This window comes from Rhodococcus aetherivorans, assembly GCF_011058165.1.
Lineage (GTDB): Bacteria > Actinomycetota > Actinomycetes > Mycobacteriales > Mycobacteriaceae > Rhodococcus > Rhodococcus aetherivorans.
Map to the genome: position 1 here is coordinate 21792 of NZ_JAALEG010000058.1, position 19351 is coordinate 41142.

At 67.9% G+C, this 19351-nt stretch carries 23 protein-coding genes; 6 read left to right on the plus strand and 17 right to left on the minus strand.

The window, feature by feature from the left end; all coding sequences use genetic code 11:
• The 14 genes from rplE to rpsJ all read right to left on the minus strand — a co-directional run bounded on the left by rplE (position 1) and on the right by rpsJ (position 6775).
• Complete coding sequence (gene rplE / locus G6039_RS20395; RefSeq protein WP_006947158.1) at positions 1 to 567, minus strand: 50S ribosomal protein L5; 567 nt, start codon at positions 565 to 567, stop codon at positions 1 to 3.
• Between the two features lies 1 nt (position 568).
• Positions 569 to 886, minus strand: coding sequence for a 50S ribosomal protein L24 (gene rplX / locus G6039_RS20400; RefSeq protein WP_006947157.1), 318 nt, complete (start codon positions 884 to 886; stop codon positions 569 to 571).
• Positions 886 to 1254 (minus strand): 50S ribosomal protein L14, encoded by a 369-nt coding sequence (rplN, locus tag G6039_RS20405; protein WP_006947156.1) that lies wholly within the window; start codon positions 1252 to 1254, stop codon positions 886 to 888. Before rplN ends, rplX begins: the two co-directional genes overlap by 1 nt.
• A gap of 206 nt (positions 1255 to 1460) precedes the next feature.
• Positions 1461 to 1745 (minus strand): 30S ribosomal protein S17, encoded by a 285-nt coding sequence (rpsQ, locus tag G6039_RS20410; RefSeq protein WP_026137932.1) that lies wholly within the window; start codon positions 1743 to 1745, stop codon positions 1461 to 1463.
• Positions 1742 to 1978 carry a 50S ribosomal protein L29 gene (rpmC, locus tag G6039_RS20415; RefSeq protein ID WP_003938084.1) on the minus strand — a complete coding sequence of 79 codons (237 nt, stop codon included), beginning with the start codon at positions 1976 to 1978 and terminating at the stop codon, positions 1742 to 1744. The genes rpsQ and rpmC overlap by 4 nt, the downstream gene beginning before the upstream one ends.
• Positions 1978 to 2394 (minus strand): 50S ribosomal protein L16, encoded by a 417-nt coding sequence (gene rplP / locus G6039_RS20420; RefSeq protein ID WP_006947154.1) that lies wholly within the window; start codon positions 2392 to 2394, stop codon positions 1978 to 1980. The genes rpmC and rplP overlap by 1 nt, the downstream gene beginning before the upstream one ends.
• Positions 2395 to 2397: 3 nt before the next feature.
• Positions 2398 to 3195, minus strand: coding sequence for a 30S ribosomal protein S3 (gene rpsC / locus G6039_RS20425; RefSeq protein WP_003938086.1), 798 nt, complete (start codon positions 3193 to 3195; stop codon positions 2398 to 2400).
• Positions 3195 to 3620 carry a 50S ribosomal protein L22 gene (gene rplV, locus G6039_RS20430; RefSeq protein ID WP_037201025.1) on the minus strand — a complete coding sequence of 142 codons (426 nt, stop codon included), beginning with the start codon at positions 3618 to 3620 and terminating at the stop codon, positions 3195 to 3197. Before rplV ends, rpsC begins: the two co-directional genes overlap by 1 nt.
• A complete protein-coding gene (gene rpsS / locus G6039_RS20435) occupies positions 3617 to 3898 on the minus strand; it encodes a 30S ribosomal protein S19 (protein ID WP_003938088.1) in 282 nt (93 codons plus the stop codon). Before rpsS ends, rplV begins: the two co-directional genes overlap by 4 nt.
• 19 nt (positions 3899 to 3917) lie before the next feature.
• Complete coding sequence (gene rplB / locus G6039_RS20440) at positions 3918 to 4751, minus strand: 50S ribosomal protein L2 (protein ID WP_003938089.1); 834 nt, start codon at positions 4749 to 4751, stop codon at positions 3918 to 3920.
• Positions 4752 to 4788: 37 nt separating this feature from the next.
• The gene (gene rplW, locus G6039_RS20445; RefSeq protein WP_003938090.1) at positions 4789 to 5094 is read right to left on the minus strand and encodes a 50S ribosomal protein L23; all 306 of its coding nucleotides are present in this window, start codon (positions 5092 to 5094) and stop codon (positions 4789 to 4791) included.
• Positions 5091 to 5774 carry a 50S ribosomal protein L4 gene (gene rplD, locus G6039_RS20450; protein ID WP_006947148.1) on the minus strand — a complete coding sequence of 228 codons (684 nt, stop codon included), beginning with the start codon at positions 5772 to 5774 and terminating at the stop codon, positions 5091 to 5093. Before rplD ends, rplW begins: the two co-directional genes overlap by 4 nt.
• Positions 5771 to 6424 carry a 50S ribosomal protein L3 gene (gene rplC, locus G6039_RS20455; RefSeq protein ID WP_006947147.1) on the minus strand — a complete coding sequence of 218 codons (654 nt, stop codon included), beginning with the start codon at positions 6422 to 6424 and terminating at the stop codon, positions 5771 to 5773. Before rplC ends, rplD begins: the two co-directional genes overlap by 4 nt.
• A gap of 45 nt (positions 6425 to 6469) precedes the next feature.
• Positions 6470 to 6775 (minus strand): 30S ribosomal protein S10, encoded by a 306-nt coding sequence (gene rpsJ / locus G6039_RS20460; protein ID WP_003938093.1) that lies wholly within the window; start codon positions 6773 to 6775, stop codon positions 6470 to 6472.
• A 541-nt stretch (positions 6776 to 7316) separates the two neighbouring features.
• Between rpsJ and G6039_RS20465 the strand changes: the two genes are divergently transcribed.
• The 5 genes from G6039_RS20465 to G6039_RS20485 all read left to right on the plus strand — a co-directional run bounded on the left by G6039_RS20465 (position 7317) and on the right by G6039_RS20485 (position 11767).
• Positions 7317 to 8012: a GntR family transcriptional regulator gene (locus G6039_RS20465; protein ID WP_029544912.1), complete on the plus strand. Its 696-nt coding sequence runs from the start codon at positions 7317 to 7319 to the stop codon at positions 8010 to 8012.
• Between the two features lie 229 nt (positions 8013 to 8241).
• On the plus strand, positions 8242 to 9252 hold the full coding sequence (locus G6039_RS20470) for a daunorubicin resistance protein DrrA family ABC transporter ATP-binding protein (protein ID WP_029544914.1): 1011 nt from the start codon (positions 8242 to 8244) through the stop codon (positions 9250 to 9252).
• Complete coding sequence (locus tag G6039_RS20475; protein WP_029544916.1) at positions 9249 to 10103, plus strand: ABC transporter permease; 855 nt, start codon at positions 9249 to 9251, stop codon at positions 10101 to 10103. Before G6039_RS20470 ends, G6039_RS20475 begins: the two co-directional genes overlap by 4 nt.
• A 50-nt stretch (positions 10104 to 10153) precedes the next feature.
• The gene (locus tag G6039_RS20480; protein WP_152103936.1) at positions 10154 to 10966 is read left to right on the plus strand and encodes an ABC transporter permease; all 813 of its coding nucleotides are present in this window, start codon (positions 10154 to 10156) and stop codon (positions 10964 to 10966) included.
• Positions 10967 to 10990: 24 nt separating this feature from the next.
• On the plus strand, positions 10991 to 11767 hold the full coding sequence (locus G6039_RS20485; RefSeq protein WP_029544920.1) for an SDR family NAD(P)-dependent oxidoreductase: 777 nt from the start codon (positions 10991 to 10993) through the stop codon (positions 11765 to 11767).
• A 99-nt stretch (positions 11768 to 11866) separates the two neighbouring features.
• Here G6039_RS20485 and G6039_RS20490 read toward each other — a convergent pair whose 3' ends face one another.
• Positions 11867 to 12931, minus strand: coding sequence for an alpha/beta hydrolase (locus tag G6039_RS20490; RefSeq protein ID WP_037201032.1), 1065 nt, complete (start codon positions 12929 to 12931; stop codon positions 11867 to 11869).
• A 130-nt stretch (positions 12932 to 13061) separates the two neighbouring features.
• Entirely contained in the window at positions 13062 to 13301 is a 240-nt protein-coding gene (locus tag G6039_RS20495) for a hypothetical protein (RefSeq protein ID WP_029544924.1), read from the minus strand.
• Between the two features lie 309 nt (positions 13302 to 13610).
• Between G6039_RS20495 and G6039_RS20500 the strand changes: the two genes are divergently transcribed.
• Positions 13611 to 14696 carry an alpha/beta hydrolase gene (locus tag G6039_RS20500; RefSeq protein WP_080688654.1) on the plus strand — a complete coding sequence of 362 codons (1086 nt, stop codon included), beginning with the start codon at positions 13611 to 13613 and terminating at the stop codon, positions 14694 to 14696.
• Positions 14697 to 14799: 103 nt separating this feature from the next.
• Here the strand turns inward: G6039_RS20500 and G6039_RS20505 are convergent.
• A partial coding sequence (locus G6039_RS20505; protein ID WP_164528101.1) for a non-ribosomal peptide synthetase family protein occupies positions 14800 to 19351 on the minus strand: 4552 nt, incomplete at its 5' end.

The window sequence follows — 19351 nt, forward strand, 5'->3', positions numbered from 1 at the left end:
TCAGTTCTCCTTGAACGGGAAGCCGAGGTGCTTCAGCAGGGCACGGCCTTCTTCGTTGTTGGTGGCGGTCGTGACGACGGTGATGTCCATGCCGCGCGGACGATCGATCTTGTCCACGTCGATCTCGTGGAACATCGACTGCTCGTTCAGGCCGAACGTGTAGTTGCCGTTGCCGTCGAACTGGTTGCCGTTGAGGCCACGGAAGTCCCGGATACGGGGCAGCGCGATGGAGACCAGGCGGTCCAGGAACTCCCACATGCGGTCGCCGCGCAGCGTGACGCGCGCACCGATCGGCATGCCCTCACGGAGCTTGAACTGCGCGATCGACTTGCGGGCCTTGCGGATCTCCGGCTTCTGGCCGGTGATCAGGGCCAGGTCGGCGACGGCGCCGTTGATCAGCTTCGCATCGCGGGCGGCGTCACCGACACCCATGTTGACGACGACCTTCACGACGCCGGGGATCTGCATGACGTTCGCGTAGTCGAACTCCGCGTTCAGCGCGTCGCGGATCTCCTCGCGGTACCGGGTCTTCAGACGCGGTGCGGTCTTGTTCTCGGTGGTGGTCATGTCAGATGTCCTTCCCGTTCTTCCGGGAAATCCGAACGCGCTTGCCGGTTTCCTCGTCGGTCCGGTAGCCCACCCGGGTGGGGTTGCCGTCCGAGTCGATGACAGCGACGTTGGAAACGTGGATCGGGGCCTCCTGCGTCACGATGCCCCCGGAGGAGGCGCCGCGCTCGTTGGCCGAGACCGCCGTGTGCTTCTTGATCCGGTTCACGCCCTCGACGAGGACCCGGTTCTCCTTCGGGTAGGCCGCGATGACCTTGCCCTTGGCACCCTTGTCCTTGCCCGAGATGACGAGCACGGTGTCGCCCTTGTGCACCTTCATCACAGCACCTCCGGAGCGAGCGAGACGATCTTCATGAACCGCTTGTCGCGCAGCTCACGGCCGACGGGGCCGAAGATGCGGGTGCCGCGCGGGTCGTTGTCACCCTTGATGATGACGGCGGCGTTCTCGTCGAACTTGATGTACGAGCCGTCCGGCCGGCGGCGCTCCTTGGAGGTGCGCACGACGACAGCCTTGACGACGTCACCACGCTTGACGTTGCCACCGGGGATCGCGTCCTTCACGGTGGCGACGATGATGTCACCGATACCGGCGTAGCGACGGGACGAGCCACCGAGAACGCGGATGCAGAGAATCTCCTTGGCACCCGTGTTGTCGGCGACGCGCAGTCGCGACTCCTGCTGGATCACTTACTTCTCCTTGACCTGGCTGAATTCGACAGATCCGGGTGCGCGCACCCTTTTCTGTCTGCACGGCGGATTTCCGACCCGACGTGCACGGTCCGTACCCACGAAGGTGGGGCTGTCCCGGCGCTGCCTGAAGCAGGCCGCTCGAGACAACCCCACCATCGTACTGGGTCCCTTCGTCACCCCCGCGGCGGGGGGTGGAGGAGGCCTTACTTGGCCTTCTCGAGCACCTCGACCAGACGCCACCGCTTGGTCGCGGACAGCGGACGGGTCTCCATCAGCTGCACGCGGTCGCCGATGCCGGCCACGCCGTTCTCGTCGTGCGCCTTCACCTTGGTCGTACGGCGGATGATCTTGCCGTACAGCGGGTGCTTCACCCGGTCCTCGAGCTCGACCACGATCGTCTTCTCCATCTTGTCGGAGACGACGTAGCCGATGCGGACCTTGCGGCTGGCGCGCTCTTCCTTCTGGGTCACTGCCTTTTCCTCACTCATGCCGCGTCACCCGCATCCGGGCCGGAGGCCAGGCCGAGCTCGCGCTCACGCAGCACCGTGTAGATGCGAGCGATCTCGTTGCGCACGACGCGCAGCCGGCGGTTGTTGTCCAGCTGGCCGGTGGCCATCTGGAAACGAAGGTTGAACAGCTCTTCCTTCGCTTCGCGGAGCTTGGTGACCAGCTCTTCCTCGGTCAGCTCGCGGAGCTCTGTGGCGGGGGTTCCGGTAGCCATCAGAACTGCTCCTCCCTCGTCACGATCCTGCACTTGCACGGGAGCTTGTGCATCGCGCGCCGAAGGGCCTCGCGGGCAATCTCCTCGTTCGGGTAGCTCATCTCGAACATCACCCGTCCGGGCTTGACGTTCGCGACCCACCACTCGGGCGAGCCCTTACCGGAACCCATGCGGGTCTCGGCCGGCTTCTTGGTGAGGGGGCGATCCGGGAAGATGTTGATCCAGATCTTGCCGCCACGCTTGATGTGCCGGGTCATGGCGATACGAGCGGACTCGATCTGCCGGTTGGTGATGTAGGCCGGCTCGAGAGCCTGGATGCCGTAGTCACCGAAGGTCACCTGGGTCCCACCCTTGGCGGCACCCGAGCGGCTCGGGTGGTGCTGCTTGCGGTGCTTGACCCGCCGTGGGATCAACATGCGTCAGCCCTCCTGATTCTCGGTCGGAGCGGGTGCATCGGCGGAGGCGGCGCGGCCGGCGTCGGTGCTCGTCGCGGTGGTGCCCGAGGCACCGGAGCGACGGGGACGGCTCGGACGCTCGCGACGGGGGCGGTCGGCCGGGGCGGCGGCCGCAGCGGCCAGCTCACGACGGCCACCGACGATGTCGCCCTTGTAGATCCAGACCTTCACGCCGATGCGGCCGAAGGTGGTCTTCGCCTCGTACAGGCCGTAGTCGATGTCCGCGCGCAGCGTGTGCAGCGGGACCCGGCCCTCGCGGTAGAACTCCGAGCGGGACATCTCGGCGCCGCCGAGGCGGCCCGAGCACTGCACCCGGATGCCCTTGACGTTGGGCTGGCGCATGGCCGACTGGATGGCCTTGCGCATGGCGCGACGGAACGCGACGCGGTTCGAGAGCTGCTCGGCGACGCCCTGCGCCACCAGCTGAGCCTCGGACTCGGCGTTCTTGACCTCGAGGATGTTCAGCTGAACCTGCTTGCCGGTCAGCTTCTCGAGCTCGGCGCGGATGCGATCGGCCTCGGCGCCGCGGCGGCCGATGACGATGCCCGGACGCGCGGTGTGGATGTCCACACGCACACGGTCGCGGGTGCGCTCGATCTCGACCTTGGCGATGCCGGCACGCTCGAGGCCGGTGGCCAGGAACTTGCGGATCGCGACGTCTTCCTTCACGTACTCCGCGTACTGCTTGTCGGCGTACCAGCGCGACTTCCAGTCGGTGGTGATGCCCAGACGGAAGCCGTGCGGGTTGATCTTCTGGCCCACTACTGAGCTCCCTTCCGGCGGTTACGGTTTCCAGCAGACGCAGGCGCCTTGCTCTCGACGATCACGGTGATGTGGCTCGTCCGCTTGCGGATGCGGAATGCACGGCCCTGGGCGCGCGGCTGGAACCGCTTGAGGGTCGCGCCCTCGTCGACGTACGCCGTCGCGACGACAAGCGTGCTCGGGTCGAGGTCGAGGTTGTTCTGCGCGTTCGCGGCGGCGCTCGCGATCACCTTGGCGACCGGCTCGGCCGCGGCCTGCGGTGCGAACTTCAGGATCGACAGAGCCTCGTCCACGGACTTGCCCCGGACGATGTCGACGACGCGGCGCGCCTTCATCGGGGTCACGCGCACGTGGCGCGCAACAGCCCGAGCGCTGTTTGCGGGTGTTTCGGTGCTCAGCTGTGCCGAGCTCTTCGCGTTGCTCATCGGCGCTTGCTCTTCCGGTCGTCCTTGATGTGGCCCTTGAACGTACGGGTCGGCGCGAACTCGCCGAGCTTGTGGCCGACCATCGACTCCGAGACGAACACCGGCACGTGCTTGCGACCGTCGTGGACGGCGAACGTGTGACCGATGAAGTCGGGCAGAATGGTGGAACGGCGCGACCAGGTCTTGATGACCTGCTTGGTGCCCTTTTCGTTCTGCGTATCGACCTTCGCCAGGAGGTGGTCGTCGACGAACGGGCCCTTCTTGAGGCTGCGTGGCATTCTCTAACTCCCTCCTTGACTAGCGCTTCTTGCCGGTACGGCGACGACGGACGATGAGCTTGTCGGACGCCTTGTTCTTGCGGGTGCGGCCCTCGGGCTTGCCCCACGGGCTGACCGGGTGGCGACCACCCGAGGTCTTGCCCTCACCACCGCCGTGCGGGTGGTCGACCGGGTTCATGACCACACCACGGACGGTCGGGCGCTTGCCCTTCCAGCGCATGCGGCCGGCCTTGCCCCAGTTGATGTTCGACTGCTCGGCGTTGCCGACCTCGCCGACGGTGGCGCGGCAGCGCACGTCGACGCGACGGATCTCACCGGAGGGCATACGCAGGGTGGCGTAGGTGCCTTCCTTACCGAGCAGCTGGATGCTGGCGCCGGCGGAGCGGGCCATCTTGGCGCCGCCGCCCGGACGCAGTTCCACCGCGTGGATGGTGGTACCGGTCGGGATGTTGCGCAGCGGCAGGTTGTTGCCGGGCTTGATGTCGGCCTGCGGGCCGGACTCGACCGGGGCGCCCTGCACCAGGCCCTTGGGGGCGATGATGTAGCGCTTCTCGCCGTCCACGTAGTGCAGCAGCGCGATGCGGGCGGTGCGGTTGGGGTCGTACTCGATGTGAGCGACCTTGGCCGGGATGCCGTCCTTGTCGTTGCGGCGGAAGTCGATCAGGCGGTAGGCACGCTTGTGTCCGCCACCCTTGTGACGGGTGGTGATGCGGCCGTGCGCGTTGCGACCACCGCGGCCGTGCAGCGGGCGAACCAGCGACTTCTCGGGCGTCGAGCGGGTGATCTCGGCGAAGTCCGAGACACTCGCGCCGCGCCGACCCGGGGTTGTCGGCTTGTACTTACGAATTGCCATGAGTCTTCTCGTCCTCTATCTCTCGAGACCCGGCCGCCTACGCGACCGGCCCTCCGAAGATCTCGATGGGCTTGCTGTCGGCCGACAGGGTCACGAGCGCGCGCTTGGTGTCCTTGCGCTTGCCGTAACCGAACCGGGTCCGCTTGCGCTTGCCCTGACGGTTGGCGGTGTTGACGCTGGTCACCTTGACGCCGAAGACCTTCTCGACGGCAATCTTGATCTGCGTCTTGTTCGAGTCCGGGTGCACCAGGAAGGTGTAGGTGCCTTCCTCCATCAGCCCGTAGGACTTCTCGGAGATGACCGGAGCCAGCAGGATGTCGCGCGGATCCGCGATCGTGCTCACTTGCTCTCCTCCTTCTCTGCCTGGGCGGACTCGGCCGGCCCGTGGATGAACGTGTCGAGCGCCTCGACGCTGAACACGACGTCGTCGCTGTAGAGCACGTCGTAGGTGTTCAGCTGGTCCGGAGCGATCGCGTGCACGTTCTGCAGGTTCTGCACGCTCTTCCACGCCGCGAGATCCTCACGGCCGACGACGAGGAGCAGGTTCCTGCGATCGGTCAGCTCCGCGAGGAAGGTGCGCGCGCCCTTGGTCGACGGCGTCTGTCCGGCCACGAGCTCGGTGATCACGTGGATGCGCTCGTTGCGGGCCCGGTCGGAGAGGGCACCGCGGAGGGCGGCGGCCTTCATCTTCTTGGGGGTGCGCTGGCTGTAGTCGCGCGGCTGCGGGCCGTGCACGGTGCCACCGCCGGCGAACTGCGGCGCGCGGGTCGAACCCTGGCGGGCGCGGCCGGTGCCCTTCTGGCGGTACGGCTTCCGGCCACCGCCGCGGACCTCGCCGCGGGTCTTGGTGGCGTGCGTGCCCTGGCGAGCCGCGGCGAGCTGCGCGACAACCACCTGGTGGAGCAGCGCGATGTTCGCGGGGGCGTCGAAGATCTCGGCGGGGAGATCGACGGTGCCGTTGGTCTGGCCGCCGGGGGCCTTGACGTCGAGCGTCAGCTTGGTTGCGGTCTCGGTGCTGGTCATGCCCGTGCACCACCCTTCACTGCGGTCTTGACGATCACGACGCCGCCCTTGCGGCCCGGGATCGCACCCTTGATCAGCAGCAGGCCGTTCTCGGCGTCCACCTTGTGGACCGAGAGGTTCTGCGTCGTGATGCGGTCGCTACCCATGCGCCCGGACATGCGGGTTCCCTTGAACACGCGGCCCGGGGTGGCGCAGCCACCGATGGAGCCCGGACGACGGTGCACAGCCTGCGCACCGTGCGAGGCGCCCTGGCCGGCGAAGCCGTGGCGCTTCATGGTGCCGGCGAAGCCCTTGCCCTTGGAGGTGCCGGTGACGTCGACGAATGCGCCGTCCTCGAAGACCTCGGCGGTCAGTTCCTGGCCGATCTCGAAGCCCTCGGTGTCGTCGACGCGAAGCTCGACGATGTGGCGGCGAGGGGTGACACCCGCCTTGGCGAACTGGCCGGCGACCGGCTTGGTGACCTTGCGCGGGTCGATCGCACCGTAGGCGAGCTGCACGGCGCTGTAGCCGTCGCGCTCCTCGGTGCGGATCTGGGTGACCACGTTCGGTCCGGCCTTGACGACGGTGACCGGAACGACCCGGTTGTTCTCGTCGAAGACCTGGGTCATGCCGAGCTTGGTGCCCAGGATTCCCTTGATCTGGTTAGTCATGTGTTGTCTCCGCTGCGTCTTCTACAAGCTCGCTGGTCTCGAAAGTCACTGAATGTTGACGTCGACGCTCGCCGGGAGGTCGATGCGCATGAGCGCGTCGACGGTCTTGGGCGTCGGGTCGAGGATGTCGATCAGCCGCTTGTGAGTCCGCATCTCGAAGTGCTCGCGCGAGTCCTTGTACTTGTGCGGCGAGCGGATGACGCAGTACACGTTCTTTTCGGTGGGCAACGGCACCGGGCCGACCACGCGGGCGCCCGTGCGGGTCACCGTCTCGACGATCTTGCGCGCAGATGCGTCGATCGCCTCATGGTCATAGGCCTTGAGCCTGATGCGGATCTTTTGTCCCGCCACGCTTAGTGTCCTTTTCTTGCCGCGTTTCGTAGTACCCGAACGAGTCGGGAACCACCTCGTCTGCACAGTTCCACCCGAACGGCGACGGCGAACAGCACTCTTCACACTTCGTGACCGGGCGCACCCGATCCGCATGCCGCTGTTCATCTGTCATTGTTCTCCGGCACACGCGGTCGGGCGTGTCGCCCTACTGCTCGCTCCGCGGCGTCGAACCAACGCTCGACACCACGGATCGACCTGCCGGATGCACCCGTACGGGTACAGGGAGGTACTGCTTCCGTCTTGCATGTGGCCGCGACCAGGCCGTCAGGCTCGATCCGCGACTGTCACTCGATCTCGTTCCGAGCCGCGGAAAACCGTGACCCGGTCAAGGCAACCTGACCAGTATGCAGGAGCGAATCACGATTCTCAACTCCAGGTCCGACCGGCGCAGCCGAACAGCCGGCCGCATCCCCGCGGGTTTCGAACCGGAAGCCGAAAGTGCGCGATAATGCCTCATCGCGAGTCCGCCACGGGAAACACACGACCTGAAGGAGCAGAAATGACCACTTCCGCACGGTTCCGCTCCGCGGATTCGACGCCCATGCGCCGACGGCCCCAGCTGTCCGACGACGTGGCCGTGCACGTACGCAACCTCATCATGTCCGGCAGCGCGCGTCCCGGCGACTTCATCCGGCTCGACGAGACCGCGGCCGAACTCGGGGTGAGCGTTACTCCCGTGCGCGAGGCACTGCTGACGCTCCGCGGAGAGGGCCTCGTCGAACTCGTGCCGCACCGAGGGTACGTGGTGGCTCCGCTCAGCCGGCACGACATCAACGACCTGTTCTGGCTGCAGGGCCGCATCGCCGAAGAACTTGTCGTACGGGCCACCCGGACGGTTACTCCCCAGGACATCGTCGAACTCACCGAACTCAACACCCGCCTCGCCGATGCGGTAGAGAGCTGCGACGGTGCCCGCATCGAGGATCTCGAGTTCGCTTTCCACCGCGCCGTCAACCGCCTCGCCGACGCCCGCAAGCTCGCGTGGTTCCTGCTCAACGCCACGCGCTACACACCGGTCACCTTTTATTCGTCCGATCCGGACTGGGGCACCACGGCGGTGCAGACCCACGCGCGGCTGATCGACGCCTTGTCGCGGCGCGACGCGGCGGTCGCCGGCGCGGTGACCAGCGAGCATTTCGCCGACGGTGCCGAGCGGTTGGTGCGGCACCTAGACGAGGTAGGGATCTGGGACTGACCAAGCCGCCGAACTGCCGTCGGCGTGCGGCTCGAACCGGCCACGGGCCGACCGCACCGCCCGGTGCGCACATGCTGTCCACACTGCGACGACCGCCACGATCCCGACCGGGCGAATGCCGAGCCGGTAACATCTGGCGGATGCGAGGGGATTACCTGTCGACCGACCGAACACGTCGACAGCAGAAGAGCGGCCTCCCCTCCGGACCCGACTTCGACGGCGGAGAGCGATGCTGAGATTCCAGGACGAAGCAGTACTTGTGGAGGATGTGCACAAGTCCTTCGGCGACGTCCACGCCCTTCGCGGAGTCACCTTCTCTGCGGCGAAGGGCACTGTTCTCGGCGTGCTGGGCCCCAACGGCGCCGGCAAGACCACCACCGTGAAGGTCCTGTCCACCCTGCTGCGCCCGACCCAGGGTCGAGCGATGATCGCCGGCTACGACGTGGTACGCAACGCCCCGGAAGTACGCCGTGCGATCATGATGACCGGACAGTACGCCGCGCTCGACGAGACGCTGACCGGTCGCGAGAACCTCGTGCTGTTCGGCCGCCTGATGGGGCTGGACATCGCGGCCGCCCGGCAACGAGCCGACGATCTCCTCCGCGAGTTCGACCTCGTCGAGGCGGGGAAACGGGCTGTCCGCCACTACTCCGGTGGTATGCGCCGGCGGGTGGACATCGCGTGCGGACTGGTGGTCCGCCCGGAAGTGGTGTTCCTCGACGAGCCGACGACCGGCCTCGACCCGCGCAGCCGTCAGGGCGTGTGGTCGTTGGTCGCCGCGCTGAAGAACGAAGGCATCACCGTGCTGCTCACCACCCAGTACCTCGAGGAAGCGGACCTGCTCAGCGACAACATCATCGTCATCGACAAGGGCACGGTGGTCGCGGAGGGCACCGCGGACGAACTCAAGGCGCGCACCGGCGGAAGCTTCTGCGAGATCGTACCGGACGACCCGCGGGCGGTGCCGTGGATTGTGCACGCGCTCGGCAACCTCGTTCCCCAGGAGGTGCGCGCCGAGATCGCGCAGCACCCCGGGACCGACCGCGTCGCGATCCCGGCGCCGTACGGGCCCGCGACCCTTGCCGAAGCGCTGCGGCGGCTCGACGGATCGCGTATCCCGCTCGCGGACATCGGTCTGCGCCGCCCCTCCCTCGACGACGTCTTCCTCAGCATCACCGGACATGCGGCCTCGCCTGCGTCGGACGGAACGAGCTCGGAACGGAAGGAGCCGCCCTCGTGACCGTCACCGCGAAGAGTCTCGTCGCGCAGAACCGGGTGCAGCAAGGCGGTACCATCTCGGTGCCCGCCAAGCGGGTGGGCGCGCACCGCCGCGCGAACCCCTCGGGATTGCAGCAGTGGCTCGCGCTCACCGGCCGCACCGTGTGGACGATGATCCGCTATGGCGAGATCCTCGTCGCGATCCTCGCGCCGTTAATCTTCACGGTCGGCTTCTATCTGCCGCTGAAATTCGTAATGCAGCTCCGCGGGGTGGACTACGCGCAGTTCCTCATGCCGATCATCGTGATGCAGGCGATGGCATTCACAGCGATCTCGGCGTCGCAGTTGTCGGCGATGGAGAACGCAAACGGGTTCAGCACCCGGCTCAAGACGATGCCGGTGGTCGACGCCGTGCCCCTGCTGGCGCGCATGTCGAGCGGAGTGGTGCGGTCGGCGGTGTCGCTGACGGCGGCCCTGCTGTTCGGCCACGTCATCGGCTTCCGCTTCAGCGCGGGGTTCTGGCAGGCCGCGTTGTTCTGTTCCTTCGCGATGCTCATCAGCATCACCCTGTCGCTCGGGGCCGACGCGATCGGCTCGCTGTCGAAGAGCCCCGAGGCGACGGCGCAGGCATTGACCTTGCCGCAGTTGATCCTGGGTATGCTCTCGTGCGGCTTCGTCCCCGAGGACGGGTTCCCCGAGTGGATCAGGCCGTTCGTGCGTAACCAACCGATCTCCCAGTTCTCCTTCGCGATGCGCGACATGGCGGAGGGCGGCGTCACGGCGTCCGTGTTGTTTCCCGCTGCGGCCTGGTGCCTCGGGCTGCTCGCGGTGTTCGGCCCGCTGGCCTTCTGGGCGAGTATGAGGCGCCAGTGAAGAAGCAACCGGAGCAGTCGGTTCCCCGATCTCGGTTCGACGCGGGCCACATGTTCGACTTTCCCTCCCCCAACGCGGCGCGGTCGGAGAGTTCGGCTCGCGCGCTGCTGGAGCACAGTTTCGTCCAGTGCAAGCGGCTACTGCTCCGGTGGTCCCGCGACCCCGCCACCATGATCCAGGCACTGCTGTATCCGGCGCTGACGTTGGTGATGTTCCGCCTCGTGCTCGGCGACTCGGTGTCTGCCGCAACAGGCCAGCCCGCGATCTACGGCAATGTGCCGCTCATCGCGCTGGTCGGCGCGATGTTCGGGTCGGTCGTCAGCGCCGTCGGATTGAAACTGGAACGGAAGAGCGGGCTGCTGAGCAGGTTCTGGACCCTGCCCGTGCACCGGGCGTCGGGCTTGGTGGGCCGGATGCTCGCCGAGGCCGTTCGCGTGTTCGCCACCACGGTCCTCATCGTCGCGGTCGGGATGCTGCTCGGCTTCCGGTTCAACCAGGGGCTGCCGGCGGCCGTGGCGATGATGCTGGTGCCCGTGCTGTTCGGGATGGGCTTCGCGGTGATGGTCACGGCCCTGGCGACGATCTCCGGGGACGCCCCACTCGTCGAACTGGTATCCATCCTGTGCACCCTGCTGATGTTCTTCAACTCCGGATTCGTCCCGGTCTTTGCCTACCCGACGTGGCTGCAGCCAATCGTGCAGTATCAACCGATGTCGTGCGCTGTCGACGCCATGCGGGGCCTCTCGCTTGGCGGTCCGGTGCTCGAGCCGCTCCTGCAGACCACGGCATGGTCGCTCGGCCTGATCGCGATCTTCCTGTACCCGGCGATCCGCGGATATCGCCGGGCCGCGGCGACCGGCTGACACCGGTCCACTAGCGTGGCTGCCATGACAGATGCAGCCGCACACCCACCACGCAGTTCCGACCGGCCGGTAGCGCTCGTCACCGGCCCGACCTCGGGTCTCGGCACCTCCTTCGCGCGGCTCCTCGCGAGCCAGGGACACGATCTCGTGCTCGTCGCGCGGGACGAGGACCGCCTCCGCGCCCTGGCCACCGAGCTCGAAACGGAGCACGGCGCCGGGACCGAGCTCATCGTCGCCGATCTCGCCACGGGGAAGGGACGCATGATGGTCGCCGCGCGGCTCGCGCGCGGCATCGACGTCCTGGTGAACAACGCGGGATTCGCCACGCCTGGTGTGTTCTGGGACACGGAACCCGAGCTGCTGCAGGCGCAACTCGCGGTCAACGTGACGGCGGTCATGGAACTGACCCACGCCGCGCTGCCGCCGATGCGCGCCGCGGGCCGGGGCACGATCATCAACGTCGCGAGCGTCTCCGGGCTGCTGTCCGGGCCCGAGTCGGCCTACGGGGCCGGCAAGGCCTGGGTGGTGAAGTTCTCGGAGGGCCTGGCGCATCAGCTCACGGGCAGCGGCGTGCACGTGCAGGCTCTGTGCCCGGGATATATGAAGACCGAGTTCCACTCACGCGCGGGCCAGGACGCCTCGGGTGTACCCGGCGCCCTGTGGTCCGATCCCGACGAGGTGGCGCGCACCGGTCTACAAGACGCCCAGAAGGGCTGGGCGGTCAGCGTGCCGGGATGGCGCTACAAGCTGTACACCACAATCGACCGCCTAAAGCCCCGCCGTCTGGTGTGGCGTTGCTGAGCGCCTCCGGCAGAGACGACTGTGGGCCCTCCGGGACGGGAGGGCCCACAGTGGCCGGATACCGGCCCCACCCGGCGCTCTCACGCCGGCCGGAACCGGTCAGCCCTGCTCGACCTGCAACGCTCGGGCGAGAACCGGCCAGGACGCCTTCAGCTCGTCCTCCCAGTACCCCCACGAGTGCGTCCCGCTGTCGCGGAAGTTGAAGGTCGCCGGAATCCCCAACTCCTCAAGGCGATCGCGCAGATTTTGAGTGCAGTAGTTGGTGGCTGCCTCGATGACCCCGCCGACGACGACCTGGTTCGCGACGTTGCCCGCGTCGCCGTTCATCGCCGGGCCGTCACCGTTGTCGTACCGACCCGGCAAGCCGTTGCCATTGGAGACGTACAGTTCGAAGCCCCGTAGCCTCTCGGCATGCAGGTAGGGGTCGTTCGCAGCCCAGGCCGGGTCATCCGGCGGTCCCCACATGTTGACCGTCTTCCCGCCACCCCAGGTTTCCACGGTCAGCCGCACGAACTGCTGCCCGATCGGGTCGCTGGTCTGCGCGCACCCGCTGTATGCGGCGATGCCGCGGAACAGGCCGGGCTTTGCGGTCGCCAGGGAGAAAACCGATGTGCCGGACGAGGACAGACCGGCGATCGCGTTGACACCGTTGGCGCCGAGCGCGGCGTCCATGATCGGCGGGAGTTCCTCCGAGATGAAGGTCGTCCACTTGTTGTTGCCGAGCACCGGGTCAGGGTTTTTCCAGTCGGTGTAGTAGCTGAATCGGCCTGCCAGCGGAGAGACCACGTTGATGTTCTTGGCGGTCAGGAAGGAAATGGCGTCCGTCTGCAGGCGCCACGTGCCCCCGTCCTCGCCACCGCCCGCACCGTTGAGCAGATACAGCGTGGGACGTGGCTCGCTGGTGTCGGCGGGCCGCCACACGTCCACCGGGATCTCCCGGTCCATCGACGCCGAGTACACCCAGATGATGATCGAGTCCTCGTCGTAGACCTCGGCCTTGGTGATCTTCGAGCCGTTCGGCGCAGCGACGGACGCGAGCACGCGACCGGAGTCGAGGACGGGGTCCGCCGCGGCCGTTGACCATCCGGCGGCCAGCGGCACCGTCGCCGCCGTCAGCGCGACCGCTAGAGACCTCGCGACGCCGACCCCCACACGCTTGCTCATTCGACGCATACCCTCGCTTACCACCTTCCGTGTTCCGCCGTTGCACGCGTACCGGTGCCGCAACGGTCCCCATACAGCTCGATGGGACCCCATCGGGGTCCCATCGAACGTCGTTTCCGGTCGATCGTCGTCAGGCGATTGCGAAGCATTGGCCGCCGTTCAGGACGAACAGCTTGCCGGGAGGGCAGTTCGGAGGAGTGACGAGATCCGCGAGCTCCTCCGGCGTGAGGGTGGTCAACCCGGGCAGGATGTCGCTGACGACCGGCGCGTTCGGATCGATGATCGGGGCGGCCTGGGCGGCACCTGCCGCGCCGAGAGCAATGGCGGCGGCCGTGGTCGTGCCGAGCAGGGCGGCGAGTGTACGACGCATGGGAGATCTCCTCTGTGTGTGGCCGCAAGGACCGTGGGCCGAGCGGGTGCGACAGCGCACCGTCATCCGCATCGAGTGCGCCGCAAGGAGAATACAGCATGCACCCGTATAGAGCGGATGCTCGGTCCGGTCGGTGGCGCCGCGGCAACAGCAGTGAAACGAAGGCGGCGATCGGCGCGATTTCTTCCGGATACGACGATACCGTCGGTCCGTCGGGCCGGCGGCCCGGTGTACCAGCGACACGGAAGAGTCCCGACCGGAAAATCCGCTCGGAGGCATCGAATACGACGGAGAGGCGGTTCCCGACCCATGCTTCGATCGAAGACCCGAGCCGAGTCCGGTTCGCCGCCACGCGCGCAGGCACTCGTACTGCGATTCGTCGTTCCGGTCTGCGCGGCCCTGCTCGTGTCGCTCCTCGGCTCGCCGATCGCCGGCGCCGACCCTGTCGTCGCCCAGGGCCGGCCGATCGCATCGGTGGAATCGGCCAACGGATCGAAGATCACCCGGATCGAGGTGCGCGACGCTCGCTCGGTGATCATGTACGTCTACTCCGGCTCGATGGACCGGGAGATCCCGCTCGACGTGCTGCGCCCCAGCGACACGAGCGTGCCGCGGCCGACGCTGTACCTGCTCAACGGCGCCGGCGGTGGTGAGGACGGCGCAACGTGGCGCGGGCAGACCGACACGGTCGAATTCCTGTCGGACAAGAACGTCAACGTGGTGACCCCGATGGCTGGCAAGTGGAGCTACTACACCGACTGGCGCGCCCCCGACCCGGTGCTCGGAGTCAACAAGTGGACGACGTTCCTCACGAAGGAGCTGCCTCCGCTGATCGACGCCGGATTGGGCGCCAGCGGTGTCAATGCGATCGCGGGCGTGTCCTCGTCGGGAACCTCGGTGCTGCAGCTCCCGATCGCCGCGCCGGGCCTCTACCGCGGTGTCGCAGCCTACAGCGGCTGCGCGCAGACCAGTGATCCAGCGGGCCGGCAATTCGTCGAGCTGACGGTGGAGACGTGGGGCGGCGGCGACACGGTGAACATGTGGGGCCCGCCGGACGACCCGGCCTGGGTGCAGAACGATCCCTATGTGAATGCCGAGAAGCTGCGCGGCCTCGAACTGTACCTCTCGACGGGATCCGGCATCCCCGGCCCGTACGACACACTCGCCAACCCGCGGGTCGGCGGCGACCCGGGCGTGCTCGCCAATCAGATCGTCGTAGGCGGCGTCATCGAAGCAGCCGTCAACGGCTGCACCCACAATCTGGCACGCCGGCTGGGCGAGCTGCAGATCCCGGCGACGGTCAACTTCCGCCAGACGGGCACGCATTCGTGGGGCTACTGGCAGGAGGACCTCGTGAATTCGTGGCCGGTTCTGGACCGCGCGCTGCAGGGCTGAGCGACTTCCAAACCCGCACAGGGCACCCCTACCGCGCAGCGGCCGGCCGGCCGGGATCGTCACCCGCCGGCCGGCTGCTGCGCGTGCACCGATCGCCGCTGCCCTACCTCGGGTCGGTCCTCGCATCGGCGGGCACGTCGTCGACCACGACGGCGTCGTCGATGGCGCGGAAGAAACCGATGCGGCTGTAGTAGTCGACGTATCGCCGCAAAATCTCGGCGTCTACCCGCGGGCAGTCGATGCCCGTGCCGTCGAGCACCGCGCGCGCACGACCATCGGCGAAGGTCTCGGTTTCGGCCAGGCCCGTCGCGAACTGACCGGACACCAGCATCGCCCGCATCAGGCTGTCGTCACCGCAGGCCGACAGCGACTCCGCCGTCGCGAACAGGGCCGTTCCGAACTCCATCACCGTCACCGGCCGCAGCTCGAATCCGTGGCTCCGCAACTGCTCCGCGAGCTCGGCCATGGCCGTCCGGTACGGCGACACCAGATGGAAGGTGCCGCCCCACGTGCCGGGATCGAGAGCGATCCGCACCAGCGCCCGGGCGACATAGTTGACGGGAACCATCGACACGGTGCCGTCGGCGGCGTCCGGGATCATTCTCAGCGCGACGATCGCGCGCACCATGTTCCAGAACGCGTCGTCGGTGCCGCATGCGCCCGTGACCACGTCGCCGGTGATGAGACCCGGACGGTAGACGGAGACGGGGATGCCGCGGCTGCTGGCGATCCGCACGATCGCCTCACCGACCCATTTGGACTGCACGTACCCCGAACCACCCACCCGTTCGGGCTCGAGGCACTCGTCCTCGGTGGCGACACGCGGTATGCCCGCCGCGATCGCGGCCTCGTCGGTAACCACGGAGCCGGTGGAGACGAAGTGCAGCGGCTTGAGGTGGTCCGTCGCGGCGAGCCGCAACAGTTCCTCGGTCGCCAGCACGTTCGGACGGTGCAGCCGACCGTACGTTTCGATGTGGTTGACGCGTGCACCGTTGTGCACGATCACATCGATGCGTTCGGCGAGGTCGGAGAACTGCTCCGCTGTAAGTCCGAGCCGGTCCTCCGCGAGATCCCCGGGGACGGCCACGATCCGGTCGCCGTCGCCGTCACGCGACGAACCGAACCGCTGCATGGCGGACTCGATCCGCTCGAGACCGTGCGCGGCGGAGTCCGCCCGGACGAGGCACCAGATCTGCGCGTCGGTCCGATCGAGCAGTTCTCGTACGAGGAACGAGCCGAGGAATCCCGTCGCACCGGTCAGCAGGATCCGCTCCGGCTTCGTGCGCACCGGTCCCGCTCCGTCTGCGGTGATGTCGGCGGGCAGCTGCGCGTGCTCGGCGAAGCCGGCCACCGCGACATCCTGCCGGGCCGGGTCGAGGTGGCGAGCCAGATCCTCCACCCGGGAGTGGTCGAACAACTCCTGCACGCCCACGTCGACACCGACGAGTTCGCGCAGCCGGTTGACCACCTTCACCACGAGCAGGGAATGACCGCCGAGCTCGAAGAAGTCGTCGTCGAGTCCGACTCGCTCGGCTCCTAGCACCTCGGCGAACACGCCCGCGACGGCGAGTTCGATCGGGGTCGTCGGCACGCGGAACCGTCGAGCCTCGAACACCGGTTCCGGAAGCGCCCGCCGGTCCAGCTTGCCCACCGGGGTCAACGGGATCTCGTCGAGCACAACGAAGGCCGACGGCACCATGTGCGACGGCAGGACGCGCGCCACGAACTCCTTCAGCTCCGCCGCATCGACCTCCGCGCCCTCGGCAGGCAGCACGTAGGCGACCAGCTGCGCACCGGCCGCGCCGTCCCGCCGATGAGCCGTCGTGGTTGCGAAAGCCACCGACGGATGCTCGGCCGTCGCGGCGTCGATCTCGCCGAGTTCGATCCGCAGCCCGCGCACCTTGACCTGGAAGTCGCTGCGTCCCACGTAGGAGATTTCTCCGGCCGCGGTCCACGCCACTACGTCGCCGGTGCGGTACATCCGCTCTCCCGGCACCCCGTACGGATTGGCGACGAACCGCGCCGACGTCAAGGCGCGCCGCTCATGATAACCACGCGCCAGCTGCACGCCGGAGATGTACAGTTCGCCGGCGACGCCGACGGGAACGGGCCGCAATCGGTTGTCAAGCACCAGTTCCCGCACGCCTCGGATGGGGGCACCGATCGTCACCGGATCACCCACGGCCATGGAATCGGAGATGTTCGTCATGATCGTGGTCTCGGTCGGACCGTACCCGTTGTAGAGGGATCGGCCCGGCGCCCACCGTTCCACGATCTCCGACGGCACGGCCTCGCCACCCGCCACGAGATGCTGCAGCGACCCGAGATTCGCCGGGTCCATCGACGCGAGCACAGTCGGGGTGATGAATGCGTGCGTGACCGACTCCCGGCATATCAGCTCCGCGAGCTCGGCCCCACCGAAGACCGAGGCCGGTGCGATCACCATCGTCGAGCCCGCCGCGATCGCCAGCAGCAGTTCGAGCACCGAGGCGTCGAAGCTGGGCGAGGCGACGTGCAGCACCCGAGACAGCAGCGTCGGGCTGTACCGCTCGTACTGCTCGACGCAGAAGTTGTGCAGGCCGGCGTGCGTGACGGCAACACCCTTCGGCAGGCCCGTGGACCCCGATGTGTAGATCACGTAGGCGACTTGCGCGGACCGAATCGGTGCGGGCAGGTCCGCATACGTCACCGGGGCGCCAGACACCTCGGCGCAGCGCGCCTCTACGTCCGCTTCGTCGAGCACCCACCAGTCGACCGCGGCCGGCAACGACTGCACGTGCGCGGCCAGGGTGAGACCGAGCACCGCACCCGAGTCGGTGATCATGTGGGTCACGCGATCGGCCGGGTAGTTCACATCGACGGGCACGTAGCCAGCGCCGGTCTTCGTCACAGCCCACACGGCGAGCACGGACTCGATCGAGCGGGGAATCGCGATCGCGACGAGATCCGAGGCGCCGACCCCGCGGTCGAGCAGGACCCGAGCGAGCCGCGAGGACCGTTCGTCCAGTTCGCAGTAGGTCAACTCCCGCCCCTCGCACCGCACGGCCACGCCGTTCGGGTTCTTGGCGACGGCCTCGGCGAGCAGGTTGGGCAGGGTCGAGGTCCACGCCGGTCCGCGTGGGGCGGTCGTACCAAGGACGGGAACCGCGAGGAGCGCGGCGCGCTCGTCCGCACCGAGGACGTCGACGTCGCCGATCGCGACGCTCGGCTCGGCGGTCACCGAGTCGACCACGCGGACCAACCGCTGCGCGAAGGAGGCCACGGTGCTCTCGTCGAACAGGTCGGTCGCGTAGGTCAGCGCGACGTCGAGGCCTGCCGCACCGCCCTGCGGACCGACCTTTTCGACCACCGTGAACTGCAGGTCGAAGCGAGAGACCGAGTCTTCGGGGTCGAGCCCGGCGACGCGCAGGTCGCCGAGTTCGAAGCTCGTCCGGGGGGTGTTCTGGAACACCAGGGCCACCTGGAACAGCGGGTTCCGGGCCGTGGACCGCTCGATGTCGAGTTCCTCAACGAGCCGCTCGAACGGCACCTCGGCATGGCCGAACGCGGCGAGGTCCGCCTCTCTGACCCGGGACAGCAGCTCGGTGAACGACTCGTCGGCGACGACCGGCGTGCGCAGCACCAGGGTGTTGACGAACATGCCGACCAGGTCGTCGAGTTCGGCCTCGCCGCGTCCGGCGACGGGCGTCCCGATCACGATGTCGTCGCTGCCGGAGAGCTTGCCCAGTAGGACCGCCAGCGCGGCGTGCACCACCATGAACGGCGTGACCTGCCGGCGGGCGGCGAGTTCCGCGATCGCTTCCTGCGTCGCGGACGGCAGCTCGGTCCGGAACGTCGCGCCCCGGTTCGACGCGACCGGCGGCCGTGGCCGGTCGGTCGGCAGATCCAGTTCCTCGGGGACGCCCGCCAGCTGCGACTTCCAGTACCGCAACTGCTGCGCGAGCAGCGAGTCGGGGTCGGTCTCGTCGCCGAGCACCTCACGCTGCCACAGGGTGTAGTCGGCGTACTGCACCGGCAGCGGCGCCCACGCCGGCGCCTCGCCGCGGCTGCGCGCCGCATACGCCACCATCACGTCGCGGGTCAGCGGACCCATCGAGAACCCGTCCGCGGCGATGTGGTGCACCACGACCACGAGCACGTGCTCGGTGTCGGTGAGCCGCAGCAGCGCCGCGCGGACGGGCACGCGGTCCGTGACGTCGAACCCGGTGGAGACCAATTCCGCGACGCGGTTGTGTATCTCGTCCTCAGTGACCGTGTCGTACGTGAGGTCGAGGCGACCCTGCTCCGGGGTGCAGATCTTCTGCACGCCGACCCCGTCGAGCTCGGGGTAGACGGTGCGCAGCACCTCGTGCCGGGCGACGACGTCATCGAGCGCGTCACCCAACGCGGTCACGTCGAGTTCGCCGGTGAGGCGGATCGCCATCGGGATGTTGTATGCCGCAGACGCAGGGTCGAACCGGTTGAGGAACCACATCCGCGACTGCGCCAACGACAACGGCACCCGCTCCGGCCGCTCCCGCGCCACCAACGCCGCCCGCGCCCCCGACCCGGCATGCGACTCGAGCCGCGCCGCCAACCCCGCCACCGTCGACGCCTCGAACACCGTACGCACCGGCACCGACGCCTCGAGCGCCGCCCCGATCCGCGCCACCACC